We start from the raw sequence: 13,766 nt of genomic DNA, 5'->3' as shown, positions 1-13,766 counted from the left end.
TCTCCGATCTCCCCGCGCCCGGCGCGACCAGCTTCACCCGCCAGCAGGCGCCGCTCGGCCTCGGCCACGCCGTCTGGTGCGCGCGCGAAGTCATCGGCGACGAGCCCTTCGCGGTGATGCTGCCCGACATGATCACCCTGCCCGGCCCCGGCGGCGGGCGCTGCATGCAGCAATGCGTTGAAACCTATCAGGCGCATGGCGGCAATGTCATTGCGGTGGAGGAAGTCTTGCCGCAAGACACCCACCAATATGGCGTCGTCGCCAAGGGCGAGGACTTCGGCGATTCCTTCGCCATCACCGGAATGGTCGAAAAGCCGCCGCAGGGAACGTCGCCGTCCAATTACATCATTTCCGGCCGCTATATTCTGGGGCCGCAGATTTTCGATCTGCTGGCCAAGGGCCAGAAGGGCGCGGGCGGCGAAATCCAGCTCACCGATTCGATGATCGAACTGGCCCAAACCCAGAAATTCTTCGGCCGGATTTTCGACGGCAAGACCTATGACACCGGCTCGAAGGTCGGCTTTCTCGCCGCCAATGTCGCTTTCGCCCTTTCCCGCCCCGACATCGAACCGGGTTTTCGCGCCGAATTGAAGCGGATCGTCGGCACGCTCTGATCGCGCCCTTGCCACCAAAACCTCGCCCGTGCGACCGGGCGGGGTTTTGGTTTTCATTGCTGAAGTCTCAGCCCGACCATGAAGATGTTGGCGGTGTAGTCGGTCCCCGGCGTGGTTGAGATCAGGCGCTGGCTGGTGAACGAGCCTTTCAGGATGATGGCGCGGGTAAGGCTGTATTCGGCGCGCAGGCTCGCCTGGATCAAGGTCTGGTCGAGGCCGGGATTGGCGCCCGGATAGGCCGAATTCTGCCAGCTTCCGACCGCCGTCAGGGTGAGATTGCGCAACAGGGCGTGGGAAACCTCTATCGCGCCCCGACGCGTGATGGCGCCGGAGACGCCCGCCACCGTGGTTTCGTCCAAAGTGGTGGCGCCGCGAAGGGTGACTTTGGTGAGCGCCGTCGCCGTCCACACCAGCGAAGCGTCGAACACCGGGCCGCGCAGGTTGGCGAGCCGCGGGTCCTGGTAATGGCGGTCGGCATAGCCGGCCTGGAGCGAGCCGGTCAGCAGCCGGGTCAGTTCGAAGGTCGAGCCGGTCTGAAGCGCCTCGCCGGCCGAATTGCGCTCATAGCCGGACGTGTCATAGAGGGTGTCGTGGATGCGCCGGTCGAAAACGGCTTGGACGAAGGGCTTGATTCCCGGCGTCCATTCATAGGCGGCGCGCGCGCTCAACGCATAGGCGTCATAGCTGTCGAGCGACAGATATTGCGTCGAGCCATCGGAAAAATGCGCATTCTGCCACCAGGTGCGTTCATAGCCGCCGCGAATCGTCAGTTCCAGCCGGTTGAAATCCCGGGTTGCGCCGACTCCGCCGCCGTAATCGGCGATGATCGGCCGGCTGGTGAGGATGATCGGGGCGCCGCCATTATAGAGATTGGGCGAGGTTGGCGACTGCGTCGTCAGGTCGAAATTGCCGTCGATCTTGATTTTCGTGTCGCGGGCGACGTCGATTCGCGTCGTGAACTTGCCCGCTCCATCCGGCGCATCGGCGCTGTGGGCGGTGAAATAATCAATATAACCGAGGCGCAAATCGCCCGCAAAACCATGGTTCGACCAATCCGACTGGCCGGAGGCCCCGATTTCCTGCCGCAAAAATCCGGAGCCGCGCAACAGCGGCGAGCCCTGCGGCGCGTCATTGGGGTTGCTGTTGGCGCCGAGACTGGTTTCTTCGTAAAGCCTGAGCCGCAACGGCCCGGCGTCGATCCCCACCGGCGCGAAGGGATTGTCTTCGAGACGCGGTTTTGGCCGATGCGGGATGGGCGCCGACACGGCGACGGTCGGCGACGGCGCGGCCGCGGGGTTGATAGCGGCGAAGGTTCTGGCGTTTCGTCGCACTTGTGCCGAAGTCGGATAGGCGACCAGCTGCGGCAGCAGATGACGCTCGACTTTTTTTGACTTCCTGCCGCCCGGAACCGACAGCTGGGGCTTGCCGTAATTGGCCGCGCGGCTGGCCGGGAGCGCAGGCAGGCCATCGGGATTTTCGCCCCTTGTTCCAACTTCGGGGAGCGCCGGCCTGAGCAACGTTAGCGGCGATTCCTGCGCAAAGGCGGGCAAAGACGCCGTCAGCCCAGCCAGACAGCACAAGAATCGCGCCAGCGCGCGCCAGAAAGGCAAATTTTCGCGGCGCGGACGAAAATGCAATGTGGCCTCGCGGAGCGGCGCCGCCGGCGCCATTTCCGTTTCAGCGTTAACCTTTTATGGTTAATCGAGGCTTACTTTCACCTTCCCTCATCGCTCGGGCGGCTGGAAGCGCGGGCAAGTCATCACTCGACGCCGATCGCCGACAGGTAGAGGTCGAGGATCTCTTCTTCCTCGCGGCGCTTGTTATGGTCCTGTTTGCGGATCGAGACCACCTTGCGCATGATCTTGACGTCATAGCCTGAGCCCTTGGCCTCGGCGTAGACTTCCTTGATGTCGTCGGCGATCGCCTTCTTTTCTTCCTCAAGCCGCTCGATGCGCTCGATGAATGCTTTCAAATGGCCGCCGTCGAGCGAATTGGCGCTCATGATTTCCGCCTGTCGTTGCTGGAATCGAAATCGGCCCCCCAGATGAACCAGAGCGGCGCGGGCGTCAAGACGGCGCGCCCGAGATGGAATCGGGGGCTTGTTCGCGTTGCCACGAAACGCGAAAAGGCTTTAGTCCGCGCGCGAGCCAAAAAATTCCACCCGCGCCATCTCCGGGCGCAACAGGATCGGCGGCAGGATTTTCGCCAGCAGCGCCGCCCATCGGTCGCATTGCTCTGGCGTCTCCAGCAGATCCTGACGGATTTCGATCAGCGCGCCGGGCAGGCCGCGCCGGGTCGAAAGCTCATACAGGGTGTCGCCGACCAGCGCCCCGTCATAGGGTTCATTGTCGCCCACCGCGATGTTTTCCGATGCAAGGGCCTCGATCAGCGGGGCGGAGAGACGCGGGTCGCGGTCCCATAATATGCCGACCTCCCAGGGACGGGCGCGGCCCTGAAATTTGGGGGTGAAGGAGTGGATGGCGAGCAGGGCGGGCGTGAGGTTCCTGTTCAAGGCGTCATCGACCAGCCCGGCGCAGGCGCGGCGATACGGGCGCCAGAAAGTCTCGATCCGCTCAAAAATTTCCGCCGCGTCGATTTTGGCGTTGCCGGGAATGACGGCGCCGTCCGACAGCCGCATGACCAGGGTCGGATCGTCCTCGCCGCGATTGGGATCGATCAGCAGCCGCGAAAACAGCGCGAGGGCGGCGGGCGCGCCGGTCAGCGCGGCCAGCCGGCGAGTCACCGCCTCGGCGCCGGGGTCCCAGGCGATATGGCGCTGGAGCGAATCGCTTGAGAGCCCAAGATCGCCGTAAGCCGGAGGCAAGGCGTTGCGCGCATGGTCGCAGAACAGCGTCAGGCTCTGATCCGCCACGCCGGCGACCAGATCGAACGGCCGGAAGGGCGGATCGTCGGAAAGGTTTTTTTCTTCGGACCTGAGGGGCAAGGGCGCAACGCATGATTGGGTCTTTGCGCATTGCGCATCGACGCGGTCGGATGTTTTCGTCTAATACCCGGACTCGGAAGTCTTGACTTCCGAGTCCGGGTTAGGAGCGAATGCGACGCCGAGCTTATGCGAGGGATTCCACAATCGCGACGCGTCGCGATTGTGGAGACTTGGTATAAGAGACGACGGCGAATTCGGCGGATCGGGATCGGCCCGCCCAAGAATGCCCGATAATGGAGAGAGGCGGAAGCGAACGCGATGGTCAAGGCCTATTTGCTTCATCCGATGGCTTGCGCCGCCCTGGGCGCGGGGCTGGCCCTCGCCCCGTCGCCGGCGCGCGCGGATTTCCGTCTGTGCAACAACACCAATTCCCGCGTCAGCGTGGCGATCGCCTATACCACTGGCGCGAGCTGGGTCAGCGAAGGCTGGTGGAACATCAAGGCCAGCGCCTGCGAGACGCTGTTGCGCGGGCCCCTGGCCGCTCAATATTATTATGTCTACGCGATGGACGAGCGCGGCGGCGAATGGAAGGGCAAGGCCTTCATGTGCACCCGCGACCGGGAGTTCAGGATCGACGGTCGCGAGGATTGTTTTGTCCGCGGCTATGACCGCTCGGGCTTTTTCGAGGTCGATACCGGCAAGGACGCCAAGAACTGGACGGTGCAATTGACCGATCCGGCCTTGTCCCGCTAAGGCTTTACCCCTCTCACACCATCGAAGGAACGGCTCATGCACAGGCGGCGCCGCTGCAAGATCATCGCCACGCTCGGCCCGGCCTCGAATAATGAGGCGGCGATCGAAGGTCTGTGGCGCGCCGGCGCCGACCTTTTTCGGATCAACATGAGCCATGCCGATCCCGCCGACATGCGCGAGCGCGTCGCGATGATTCGCGCCGTCGAGGCGCGGGTCGGCCGCGCGATCGGCGTGCTGGTCGATTTGCAGGGACCGAAATTGCGCGTCGGCGCCTTCGCCACGGGCGGCGCCGATCTCGTCGAGGGGCAAAGATTCACCTTCGACTCCGATCCGTCGCCGGGCGACGCGACGCGAGTCTGCCTGCCGCATCCGGAAATTCTGTCGTCGCTTTTGTCCGGCCATGCGCTGTTGATCGACGACGGAAGGCTGCGCCTGCATGTGGTCGAGACGGCGCCGCAAAAAGCGGTGGCGGTCGTCGATATCGGCGGGCGTATTTCCAATCGCAAGGGCGTCAGCCTGCCCGACACCGAAATTCCCGTCGCCGCGATGACGCCGAAGGACCGCGTCGATCTCGACGCGGCGCTCGAAACCGGCGTGGACTGGATCGCCTTGTCTTTCGTCCAGCGCGGCGAGGATGTGGCGGAAGTCAAGAGAATCGCCGCCGGCCGGGCTCTGGTCATGGCCAAGATCGAAAAGCCGCAGGCGATTCTGCGGCTCGACGAAATCATCGTCGCTTCCGACGGGCTGATGGTCGCGCGCGGCGACCTCGGCGTCGAAGTGCCGCTCGAAAAAGTCCCCGGCCTGCAGAAGCGCATCACCCGCGAGGCGCGCCGGCTGGGGCGTCCCGTAGTGGTGGCGACGCAGATGCTCGAATCGATGATAACGACGCCGGCGCCGACCCGCGCCGAAGTATCCGATGTCGCCACCGCCGTTTTCGAGGGCGCCGACGCCATCATGCTCTCCGCCGAAAGCGCCTCGGGCCGCTATCCGGTGGAGGCGGTTTCGATGATGAACCGGATCGGCGAGGAGGTGGAGCAGGAGGCCGTCTACCGTTCGATCATCGCCGCCCAGCGCGCTGCGCCCGAGCGCACCGGCGCCGACGCGGTCGCCACCGCCGCGCGCGAAATGGCGGAAACGCTTGATCTGAAGGCCATCGTCGCCTGGACCTCCTCGGGCGCCACGGCTTTGCGCGTGGCGCGCGAGCGGCCGCGCGCTCCCATCCTGGCGCTTACGCCCAATCGCGACACGGCGCGGCGGCTAACGCTGGCATGGGGCGTTCTGACCGTCGTCACCAAGGACGCCCACGACGTCGACGACATGGCCAATCGCGCCTGCAAGTTCGCGATGCGCCAGCGCCTGGCGTTACAGGGCGAGCGAATCCTGATCATCGCCGGCGTGCCCTTCGGCACGCCGGGCGCCACCAACATGCTGCGCCTTGCCTTTGTCAGCGAAGACGGTTTTCACGCGGAGTGACGGAATCGACCCTTGCTGGCTGCCGGGCCATGGGGAGAAGGCGGACGTTCCGTCACGCCGACAGTTTGTCCGCCAGCCGGCGCAGAAAATTCAGGCCCTCGGCCAATTGCGAAATGTCGATATATTCGTCGGGCTGGTGCGCCTGGTCGATACTGCCGGGACCGCAGATGACAGCCGGCAGGCCGGCGAACTGGAACTGCCCGGCCTCGGTGGCGTAGGGCACGGCAATGGTGTGATTGGCCTGGCTCAGCGCCATGGCCAAAGTCGTGGCGGCCGAGTCCTCCTGCGCGCCGAGGCCGGGCGCCTGTATTTCGACGAAGGTCTCGATCCGCGCATTGGGGAAATGGGCGAAGCGTTGCGCCGCCAGCGCGCGGGACGCCGCCTCGAACCTGACCAGCGCCTTATCCTGCGGCGTGTGCGGCAGGCCACGAAACTCCCAGAAGAATTCGCAGTGACGCGCCATGATGTTGCGCGCCGTGCCGCCCTGGATCATGCCGACATGAACGGTCGAAAAAGCCGGCTCGAAACGCCCGCGCGGATCGCGGTCGGATTGCAGTTCGACGCCGATTTTCTCCAGCGCCGCGACCAGTTCGCAGGCGACATGGACCGCGCTCACGCCGAGCCAGGGTTTGGAGGAATGGGCTTCATGGCCGGTGACGCTGGTGCGGTAGGTGCTGATGCTTTTATGCGCGTCGGCGACCTGCATCATTGTCGGTTCGCCGATCACCGCCAGCGCCGGTCGCGGCAGGTCGAGGCCGAAGCGGGCGATGGCGTCGAGACAACCGGCGCAGGTGGTCTCCTCGTCGTAGCTCAAAAGAAGATGGATCGGCCTGGTGAGCCGCGCGTTGAGGAATTCCGGCGCCATGGCGAGGCAGAGCGCATCGAAACCCTTCATGTCGCAGGTTCCGCGGCCAAACAGCCGGTCGCCGTCGCGGCGCAGCACGAAGGGCGGCGAGGTCCAATGCTGCCCGACCACCGGCACCACGTCAGTATGGCCGGACAACAATACGCCGCCGTCGATATCCGGGCCGAAAGTGACGAACAGCGCCGCCTTGTCGCCTTTTGCATTGGGGATGCGAACGCATCGGGCGCCGAGGCCAATGAGATAATCCTCGACGAAATCGATCAGCGGCAAATTGCTGAGCGAGCTTTCCGTGTCGAAGGCGACCAACCGGTCGAGCAGGGCGATGGCGCGGTCGAGCGTGGAATCGGCGGGTTGATGTTTCATCGACGGGCTTCCATGGACGCGTGACGCATTTTACGCGCCAGAGGTACCAAGGCAAGGCGCGGGTTGGACAGCGCCACGGCGGGTAAACAGAACCCTGCCTGCCCTTAACGGCGCCGGCGTCATTCCGGAGCCGTCAATTCAGTACGCGCCGCTCCAATGGGCTGTCGAGCGAAAAGGCCGGGATTTCGACATCGAAACCGCGCCCTTTGGCGTCGATCATGCGGTAGCTGCCCGACATCAGGCCGGAAGCGGTGCCCAGGCCGCAGCCGGAGGTGTAGCGGAAACTCTCGCCGGGCTGCAGAATCGGCGTTTCACCGACGACGCCGGGGCCGCGCACCGTCTCGACGCGGCCATTGGCGTCGGTGATGCGCCAGAGCCGCTCCAGCAATTGCACCTGAATCGGGCCATGATTGGCGATTTCGATCGTATAGGTCCAGAAATAGCGATTTTCCGCCGGCTCGCTGCGCTCGGCGGAATAAGCGGGGGTGGCGGTGATAAGAATGTCTCGGGTGAGGGCGGTGTACATGCCGGCAATCTGCATGGGCCGAGGCGACCCGTCGAGCCTATATTTGCGTCAGGACGGAAAAAAATAGCTGCAGGCGGGCGAAACGACGCACTGGCGATCAGGCGGCGCGCGGCGTACGCAGGCTCAAGGCGGTGAAAACACCCACCAGCACGACGATGCCGCCCGATTCGTTCGTGACGCGTATCTGTCCGCCATCTGCCGCGCGCACGAGCGCCAGCGCCCCGATCTCGCGCCAGACAGCGGCAAGATCGTGCAAATGGACCGATTTCAACTCCCGGCGCGCGCCGGTCGGATCAATCAGATGAAAATGATAGAGGGTCATGGCGATCTCTGAAGACGCAAGGCTTCTTGTGCGTCGCAGCTCAAGTAGCAAAGCTATATGACGTTTAAACTATGATAGGACCAACGATATGTATTTCAGGGGGAAAATTCGGCTTGTTGCGGTGCAATATTAACGACAGGCGAATTTTCTCCGATCCGCGATGCGAATATGACACTTTTACAAGTCGGTCAAGAATAAAATCAGGCGCTTGCGGTCAAAATTGTGTTGCAGCGCAGCATTCTCCGCGCCGCTTTACTTGGCGCGCGTGAGGACGCGGTCATTCGGCGGCCGCCAGCCGCCGGGCGGGAAGTCGCAACAACGGCTCAAGCAAATGGGCGGCGAGATGGCGGACAACCGGAACGCAGAGGCCGTCGCCGCAAAGCTTGTAGGCTTTTCCGGCGTTTGCCGGGAGCAGGTAGCTGTCCGGCAGGCCCATCAGCCGCGCTGCCTCACGCGGCGACAGCAGGCGCGAGCGAATCGATTCGCCCTCGACCTCCAGCAGCGTCTGACGCGAACTGCCGCCGCCCGGCGTGCGCAGGCAGCCGGCCATGCCGTCGAAACGCACTTCGGCGCGCTGGTTTTTGCCGCCGGCGCCGTCGGAGCGGGTCCGGCGATAGGCGGCGCCTACGGCGCGCCGGCCGCTCATCTGGGTCAGGCGGATTTTTTCGAGATGCGCAGGCGCCATTAGTTCCAGCAACCGGGCGGTGGCGAGCGGGGCGCGCCATGGCGAATCGGGCGGCGAAGCTTCGAGGATGTCGGCGAGATGGGTGTTGCGCAGTGGCGGCGGCGGCAGGCGCCACCAGACCCAAAGCGCGGACAGATCTTCGGGCAGGGATTTCTGCGCCGCGAGCAAGGCCGGGCTGGTCCAGGGCGACTCGGCCTGTTCGCCGGCCAAATCGGAAAACGACGCGGCATCGACGGAAAAGCGGGAAAAAAGCGGTTTTTGCAGCCCGACGAAAAACACGCGCGGGCGCGACTGCGGCGTGAACCAGCGCGCGTCCAGCACCAGAGCGCCGACGCGATAGTCGAGTTGGTCGAGCGCCGCGACAATGGCGTGAAAGTCGCGCTGGCCATGCGAGGTCAGCACGCCGATGACATTTTCCAGCACGATTCCAGGCGGAGCCCGCCCCTGTTCGCGCAGGGACCGGATTTTTTCATGGAACAGCCAGAAGGCGCCGCTGCGGGTCCTGACCGCGTCGTCGGCGGCGCCCATGCCCTTGCCGCCGCCGGCCAGCGACAGGTCCTGACAGGGAAAGGAGGCCCAGGCGAGATCGGCCTGTCCCGGCAGGCGCCGCGTCGGCAAGTCGGCGAGATCGCCCGGGTGAAAATCCTCTCCTCCCCAGTTGGCGCGGTACGAGGCCGCCTTGTCGGGGTCGATGTCATTGGCGAACAGACAAGTCCAGTCGGGGCCGAGCCCGGCCCTGGCCATGCCGCCCCCGGCGAAAAACTCATAAAAAGTCAGGTTACGGCGGGGCATGGACGCGTTGGTTATCCGGTGCGAAAAGGCGAATCGCTTGGCTTTGCGGAAGCGCTATCTCGCCATTCAAGACATGCCTGCCGCCGATTCGCCAGTCCTTCGCTTAGCCCGCGCACAGAAAGCCGCATAAATTCCGGCCGCCTCCTCGCTTTGCCCGATCACGCATTCGAAGGCGCGGCGCTCGGCGGTCTTGCGCTTCTCGCCGCCGTCGAATTCGATCAACGCCGCGCGCTCCTCGTAAAGATCGAGCAGATCGTCGGGCAGTTCGGCGAGCAGGCGCCGCCAGTCGGCGGCCAGCGGCTTCGCCGCGCCGCGATGAAGAGTAAGGGTGACGCTCCGGCCCATCCATGCCTCCGCAAAAAAACGCGCTATCTATGTTCTTATTTTGTTCTTTTCCGAAACGCAAGGGTGGCGGCGGAAAATTTTCGGCTGTGCTTTCAGCCGCGCTCGTCGGGCAGGATCGGGAGGGGCAGGATGGACACGCCATCCTCCAGCAAGGCGCGGGCCTCATCGGGCGAGGCCAAGCCGCGGATCGCCCGCTCCGGCGCATCGCCATCGTGGATCTTGCGCGCTTCGGCCGGAAATTCGGCGCCGACATCGACGGTTGCATCGACGATCTTGGCGTGAAGGTCGCGCGCCATCTTGCGCAATTCGGCGTCGCCTTCGCCGATCAAGGCGACATTCTGTTTGGTGGGCAAGGCGTTCCTGATGCTGCGCGTCACGGCGGGGGCCATGACCGCCTTGTTGATCCGCGCAACGCTGCAATGCGGGCAGGTGACGAGGTCGCGTTCGATCTGGAAATCATAGGATTCGTTGCTGGCGAACCAGCTTTCGAAATCATGTCCATTCGCGCAGACGAGGGAAAAGCGGATCATCGCGCGCCTCAACCGGCCAGCAGGGCGTCGAGCTTGCCATCGTAACTCAGTTCATAAAGTTCGTCGCAGCCGCCGATATGCTCTCCAGCGATGAAAATTTGCGGCACGGTGGATCGACCGCCCGCCAGCGCGACCATTTCCGCGCGCTTCTGGGGATCGGAATCGACAGGAATTTCCTCGAATGCAGCCTGCTTTTTGGTCAGCAGCGCTTTCGCGCGCTTGCAGTAGGGGCAGGTGGCCGTCGTGTAGATGACAATGTGCGGCATGGGGATGTTCTAATGAAACTCCGCCCGCCGGGCAATAGGTCTGCCGGCGGCGCCCCGTTTCAGCTTTCGGCCACGGTTCTGGCGAAAACCAGGGCGTCGACCTGTCTGGCGCCGGCGCGAAGCAGAACCCGCGCCGCGGCGTTCAGCGTGGCGCCGGACGTCATCACGTCGTCCACCAGCACAACACGCCTTTCCGCGAGTTCGACCCGGCGCTCGGGCAAGACGAAAAACGCGCCCTGGACGTTCATCGCCCGCAGCCGGCGGGTCAGCCCGACCTGCGGCGGCGTCGGCTTTACGCGGAGCAGGAGGTCCGCTTTCTGCGGCGCGCCGGACAGGGCGGCGATCGTCCGCGCCAGCGCCGCCGACTGGTTGAAGCGGCGCCGCGCCAGACGCAGCCGATGCAGTGGCACAGGAACGATGAGATCGGCCTCGCTCAGCAATTCGGCGCCCGCGCGCGCCATCCAGCGGCCCATCGGCTCCGCCAACTCGCCGCGATCGCCATATTTGAGGCGATGGACGAGCACCTTGGCCGGCCCGTCCTCGAACCGCGCCACGGCGCGTGCGCGCGAAAACACCGGCGGGTCGGCGATGGCGGCGGCGGAGACGATGCGGCCGGATTCGCCTGCCGCGAGATCGGTCTCGAACGGCGTGCCGAGCCTTTCGCAAAAGGGCCGCTCAATGAAACGGATGGCGCTCCAGCAGTCGGGGCAGAGCCCGCCATGATCGCCGATGGCCCGGCGGCAGGCGAGACAGACCGGGGGATAAAGGAGGTTAAGCGCCGCCGCTCCGGCCTTCCGGAGCGCCAGAAAGCCAGGGCCGAGCCAGGCGGGCGTTTCAGGGAACGTTTTTTCTGGCCGGGTCATGGTCGAATTCTGCTGCGAGAGCGCTTTGTTTTCCTAGCTTGAATTAAAAGCCAACCGGCAACAAAATCCAACCGGAAACAAGACGGGCGCCTTTACGCGCTTTGGCGCAACAGGCATAAAAAGCCGTGACCAGCCCCCCGCAAATTTTCGATCGCGCGCTTTGGCGCCGACGTCTCGCCCGCGCCGCGCGAGCGGAAAAACCTTGCGATTTCCTGATGGCCCGCGTGGCGGAAGATTTCGCCTTCCGGCTTTCGACGGCGCAGCGCGCCTTTCCGCGCGCCCTCGATCTTGGCTCGCCGCAGCGCGCCGTCGCCGACATTCTGGCGTCGCCGGGGCGATTGGTCGTTCGCGCGGCGCCCTTCGCCGGCGGATTTTCGGGGGAAAACCTGGTCGCCGACGAGGAACTGCCGCCTTTTGCGCCCGAATCCTTCGATCTCGTTGTTTCCGCGCTGAACCTGCAATTCGTCAACGACCTGCCGGGCGCGCTAGCGCAGATTCGCCGTTTGCTCGCGCCGGACGGGCTGTTTCTCGCCGCCATGGTCGGCGGCCAGTCGCTGCGGGAATTGCGGATCTGTCTCACTCTGGCGCAGGAGGAAATCGAGGGCGGGGCCAGTCCGCGCGTCGCGCCATTCGCCGATCTGCGCGATCTCGGCGGGTTGTTGCAGCGCGCGGGACTGGCGCTGCCGGTGGCCGACGTCGATGCTTTCACCGTGCGTTACGCCCATGCGCTCGATCTGATGCGGGACTTGCGCGCCATGGGCGCGACCAACGCGCTGATCGCCGGCGCGCGCCGTCCCTTGCGGCGCGACGTGCTGTTGCGCGCCTGCGCGCTTTATCAGGAAAATTTTGCCGACGACGACGGCAGGATAAGAGCGCGTTTTGAAATCATCTGGGCCTCGGGCTGGGCGCCGCATGAAAGCCAGCAGAAGCCGCTCGCGCCCGGTTCGGCAAAAGTCAGGCTCAGCGCCGCGCTCGGCGACAAGAGCGAAAGTCTTTAGCCGCGCTTCGCGGAGGCCGCGCCGATGCCTGCCAAAAGCGCGAGGCCCGCGGAGACCAGAACATTCCAGCCGGCGAGCGACAGGCCCAAAATGCGCAACGAGGCCTCGTCGCAGCGCACGACGCGCATAGTGCGCAATTGCCGCTGAAATTCTTCCATCGAGGCCGGCTTGACGAAAGCGCCCGTGCAATCGGTCGGCCCCGGCCAAAACTTCCATTCGACGCCGGCGTGATAGGCGCCGATCAGCGCGCCGCCGGCGAAAATCGCCGCCAGCAGGGCGAGCAGGACGCGCGCCGCCGCCAGCCGGCCCATGCGGGCGAGAACCGTGGCCGCCGCCGTCAAAGGCAGCGCAGCGTAATAGGGAATGCGCTGCTTGAGGCATAATTCGCACGGCGCGACGCCGAGGCTCTGGAAAGTCCAGGCGCCGGCGAGCGTCGCCGCCGCGCCGGCCAGCACCAGCGCGGCGATCGGCAACGGTTGCAAAAGCGCGCGACGGGGCGGGATTTTCATGCCGGGTTCTCTTGACGCGCGCTCAGACCAGATGCGCGGCCATCCAGAAGCCGCCGACGACGATCACCAGCAGGCCGACGATGAAAACCGCGAAATGCTGTTCCAGCTTGACCCGGAAAAAATCGCCGTATTGGTTCATCGCGGCGGCGAGCAGGAAAAACCGGGCGCCGCGCGTAAGGGCGGATAGGCCGACGAAAGCCAGGAAATTATAGCCGAGCAGGCCGCTGACGATGGTGACAAGCTTGAACGGGATCGGGGTAAGGCCTTTGACCAGAATGAAGGCCCAGCCCCATTTGGCGTAGAATTCGCGCAGCGTTTCAATGCGAGGGCCATAGCCGTAGACATCGATGATCCAGTGGCCGACGGTGTCGTAAAGCAGCGAGCCGATCATGTAGCCGAGGATGCCGCCAAGCACCGAGGCGACCGTGCAGATTCCGGCATAGAACCAGGCCTTTTTCGGCTGCGCCAGCGACATGGGCAGCAGGATCAGGTCGGGCGGCAGCGGGAAGAACGAACTTTCCGCGAAGGCGACGCCGGCCAGCGCCCAGGTGGCGTGCTTGCTTTCAGCGAGCGACAGGGTCCAGTCGTAAAGCCTTTTGAACATGAGATTCCGATCTTTCCGAGTGGCGCGCACCCGTCCAACATTCCGATGCGCGGGCCGCCATTGGCCGGGTCTTTACCAGTTTCGTCGCCGACAGGCTTCAAAAAACGGCGGCGTTCTTGCGGGGACGATTGACGGCGCGAACTTGCACGCTATAGTCCGCGCGGCTTGCGGGCCGCGCCTGCAATGCCCCTGTGGCGGAATTGGTAGACGCGCTCGACTCAAAATCGAGTTCCGCAAGGAGTGCTGGTTCGATTCCGGCCAGGGGCACCAAACACCCATCCAAGACAGTCCAAAACCGTCCAGAACGCCTAGAACAACCTAAGAAAAGATTGGGTTTTCGGTCCAGGGGCGTCCATTAGAGCTCGGAAGAGCAC

The 13,766-nt window shown here is 64.5% G+C and carries 17 protein-coding genes and 1 tRNA gene; 5 read left to right on the top strand and 13 right to left on the bottom strand.

Annotated elements, in window-relative coordinates; translation table 11 throughout:
* On the top strand, positions 1-614 hold a 614-nt coding region (locus QZY01_RS15100; protein WP_294538500.1), incomplete at its 5' end, for a UTP--glucose-1-phosphate uridylyltransferase.
* 53 nt (positions 615-667) lie between these two features.
* On the opposite strand, the gene QZY01_RS15095 is transcribed toward QZY01_RS15100, so the two are convergent.
* The 3 genes from QZY01_RS15095 to QZY01_RS15085 form a co-directional block, all read right to left on the bottom strand.
* Positions 668-2,194, bottom strand: a complete 1,527-nt coding sequence (locus QZY01_RS15095; protein ID WP_294538497.1) for an outer membrane beta-barrel protein — start codon at positions 2,192-2,194, stop codon at positions 668-670.
* Between the two features lie 179 nt (positions 2,195-2,373).
* The gene (locus QZY01_RS15090; protein ID WP_294538494.1) at positions 2,374-2,616 is read right to left on the bottom strand and encodes a DUF2312 domain-containing protein; all 243 of its coding nucleotides are present in this window, start codon (positions 2,614-2,616) and stop codon (positions 2,374-2,376) included.
* Between the two features lie 129 nt (positions 2,617-2,745).
* Positions 2,746-3,558 (bottom strand): N-formylglutamate amidohydrolase, encoded by an 813-nt coding sequence (locus tag QZY01_RS15085; protein ID WP_294538492.1) that lies wholly within the window; start codon positions 3,556-3,558, stop codon positions 2,746-2,748.
* Between the two features lie 285 nt (positions 3,559-3,843).
* On the opposite strand from QZY01_RS15085, the gene QZY01_RS15080 reads away from it, so the two are divergent.
* The gene (locus QZY01_RS15080) at positions 3,844-4,251 is read left to right on the top strand and encodes a DUF1036 domain-containing protein (RefSeq protein WP_294538506.1); all 408 of its coding nucleotides are present in this window, start codon (positions 3,844-3,846) and stop codon (positions 4,249-4,251) included.
* A gap of 36 nt (positions 4,252-4,287) precedes the next feature.
* Positions 4,288-5,724: a pyruvate kinase gene (gene pyk, locus QZY01_RS15075; RefSeq protein ID WP_294538490.1), complete on the top strand. Its 1,437-nt coding sequence runs from the start codon at positions 4,288-4,290 to the stop codon at positions 5,722-5,724.
* A 52-nt stretch (positions 5,725-5,776) separates the two neighbouring features.
* Here the strand turns inward: pyk and argE are convergent, their stop codons facing one another.
* The 8 genes from argE to QZY01_RS15035 all read right to left on the bottom strand — a co-directional run bounded on the left by argE (position 5,777) and on the right by QZY01_RS15035 (position 11,281).
* Positions 5,777-6,952, bottom strand: a complete 1,176-nt coding sequence (argE, locus tag QZY01_RS15070; protein WP_294538487.1) for an acetylornithine deacetylase — start codon at positions 6,950-6,952, stop codon at positions 5,777-5,779.
* 133 nt (positions 6,953-7,085) lie between these two features.
* A complete protein-coding gene (gene apaG, locus QZY01_RS15065) occupies positions 7,086-7,478 on the bottom strand; it encodes a Co2+/Mg2+ efflux protein ApaG (protein WP_294538504.1) in 393 nt (130 codons plus the stop codon).
* A 97-nt stretch (positions 7,479-7,575) separates the two neighbouring features.
* Positions 7,576-7,800, bottom strand: coding sequence for a hypothetical protein (locus tag QZY01_RS15060; RefSeq protein WP_294538485.1), 225 nt, complete (start codon positions 7,798-7,800; stop codon positions 7,576-7,578).
* 277 nt (positions 7,801-8,077) lie between these two features.
* Positions 8,078-9,277, bottom strand: a complete 1,200-nt coding sequence (locus QZY01_RS15055) for a DNA cytosine methyltransferase (protein WP_294538482.1) — start codon at positions 9,275-9,277, stop codon at positions 8,078-8,080.
* Between the two features lie 66 nt (positions 9,278-9,343).
* Positions 9,344-9,622: a hypothetical protein gene (locus tag QZY01_RS15050; RefSeq protein WP_294538480.1), complete on the bottom strand. Its 279-nt coding sequence runs from the start codon at positions 9,620-9,622 to the stop codon at positions 9,344-9,346.
* Positions 9,623-9,714: 92 nt separating this feature from the next.
* A complete protein-coding gene (locus QZY01_RS15045; protein ID WP_294538477.1) occupies positions 9,715-10,152 on the bottom strand; it encodes a DUF1178 family protein in 438 nt (145 codons plus the stop codon).
* A gap of 8 nt (positions 10,153-10,160) precedes the next feature.
* Positions 10,161-10,418: a glutaredoxin 3 gene (gene grxC, locus QZY01_RS15040; RefSeq protein WP_294538475.1), complete on the bottom strand. Its 258-nt coding sequence runs from the start codon at positions 10,416-10,418 to the stop codon at positions 10,161-10,163.
* Between the two features lie 59 nt (positions 10,419-10,477).
* The gene (locus QZY01_RS15035) at positions 10,478-11,281 is read right to left on the bottom strand and encodes a ComF family protein (protein ID WP_294538473.1); all 804 of its coding nucleotides are present in this window, start codon (positions 11,279-11,281) and stop codon (positions 10,478-10,480) included.
* Positions 11,282-11,406: 125 nt separating this feature from the next.
* On the opposite strand from QZY01_RS15035, the gene QZY01_RS15030 reads away from it, so the two are divergent.
* Positions 11,407-12,279: a methyltransferase domain-containing protein gene (locus QZY01_RS15030; RefSeq protein WP_294538470.1), complete on the top strand. Its 873-nt coding sequence runs from the start codon at positions 11,407-11,409 to the stop codon at positions 12,277-12,279.
* On the opposite strand, the gene QZY01_RS15025 is transcribed toward QZY01_RS15030, so the two are convergent.
* Together QZY01_RS15025 and QZY01_RS15020 are read right to left on the bottom strand one after the other, a co-directional pair.
* Positions 12,276-12,788 carry a disulfide bond formation protein B gene (locus tag QZY01_RS15025; RefSeq protein ID WP_294538469.1) on the bottom strand — a complete coding sequence of 171 codons (513 nt, stop codon included), beginning with the start codon at positions 12,786-12,788 and terminating at the stop codon, positions 12,276-12,278. The two genes, QZY01_RS15030 and QZY01_RS15025, sit on opposite strands and share 4 nt — an antisense overlap.
* Before the next feature lie 22 nt (positions 12,789-12,810).
* Positions 12,811-13,392, bottom strand: a complete 582-nt coding sequence (locus QZY01_RS15020) for a YqaA family protein (protein ID WP_294538465.1) — start codon at positions 13,390-13,392, stop codon at positions 12,811-12,813.
* Positions 13,393-13,577: 185 nt separating this feature from the next.
* Between QZY01_RS15020 and QZY01_RS15015 the strand changes: the two genes are divergently transcribed.
* Positions 13,578-13,662, top strand: a tRNA-Leu gene (locus QZY01_RS15015).
* Positions 13,663-13,766 lie beyond the last annotated feature (104 nt).

Source organism: uncultured Rhodoblastus sp. (assembly GCF_903903185.1).
GTDB lineage: Bacteria > Pseudomonadota > Alphaproteobacteria > Rhizobiales > Beijerinckiaceae > Rhodoblastus.
Note: the sequence above shows the minus strand (reverse complement) of the source record. Positions and strands in the feature narration are given on the sequence as shown.

What these genes read in the sequence shown, in the direction of transcription:
- QZY01_RS15090 (WP_294538494.1), bottom strand. Translation starts at nt 2,616, where the DNA reads ATGAGCGCCAATTCGCTCGACGGCGGCCATTTGAAAGCATTCATCGAG.
- QZY01_RS15080 (WP_294538506.1), top strand. Translation starts at nt 3,844, where the DNA reads ATGGCTTGCGCCGCCCTGGGCGCGGGGCTGGCCCTCGCCCCGTCGCCG.
- pyk (WP_294538490.1), top strand. Translation starts at nt 4,288, where the DNA reads ATGCACAGGCGGCGCCGCTGCAAGATCATCGCCACGCTCGGCCCGGCC.
- argE (WP_294538487.1), bottom strand. Translation starts at nt 6,952, where the DNA reads ATGAAACATCAACCCGCCGATTCCACGCTCGACCGCGCCATCGCCCTG.
- apaG (WP_294538504.1), bottom strand. Translation starts at nt 7,478, where the DNA reads ATGTACACCGCCCTCACCCGAGACATTCTTATCACCGCCACCCCCGCT.
- QZY01_RS15060 (WP_294538485.1), bottom strand. Translation starts at nt 7,800, where the DNA reads ATGACCCTCTATCATTTTCATCTGATTGATCCGACCGGCGCGCGCCGG.
- QZY01_RS15055 (WP_294538482.1), bottom strand. Translation starts at nt 9,277, where the DNA reads ATGCCCCGCCGTAACCTGACTTTTTATGAGTTTTTCGCCGGGGGCGGC.
- QZY01_RS15050 (WP_294538480.1), bottom strand. Translation starts at nt 9,622, where the DNA reads ATGGGCCGGAGCGTCACCCTTACTCTTCATCGCGGCGCGGCGAAGCCG.
- QZY01_RS15045 (WP_294538477.1), bottom strand. Translation starts at nt 10,152, where the DNA reads ATGATCCGCTTTTCCCTCGTCTGCGCGAATGGACATGATTTCGAAAGC.
- grxC (WP_294538475.1), bottom strand. Translation starts at nt 10,418, where the DNA reads ATGCCGCACATTGTCATCTACACGACGGCCACCTGCCCCTACTGCAAG.
- QZY01_RS15035 (WP_294538473.1), bottom strand. Translation starts at nt 11,281, where the DNA reads ATGACCCGGCCAGAAAAAACGTTCCCTGAAACGCCCGCCTGGCTCGGC.
- QZY01_RS15025 (WP_294538469.1), bottom strand. Translation starts at nt 12,788, where the DNA reads ATGAAAATCCCGCCCCGTCGCGCGCTTTTGCAACCGTTGCCGATCGCC.
- QZY01_RS15020 (WP_294538465.1), bottom strand. Translation starts at nt 13,392, where the DNA reads ATGTTCAAAAGGCTTTACGACTGGACCCTGTCGCTCGCTGAAAGCAAG.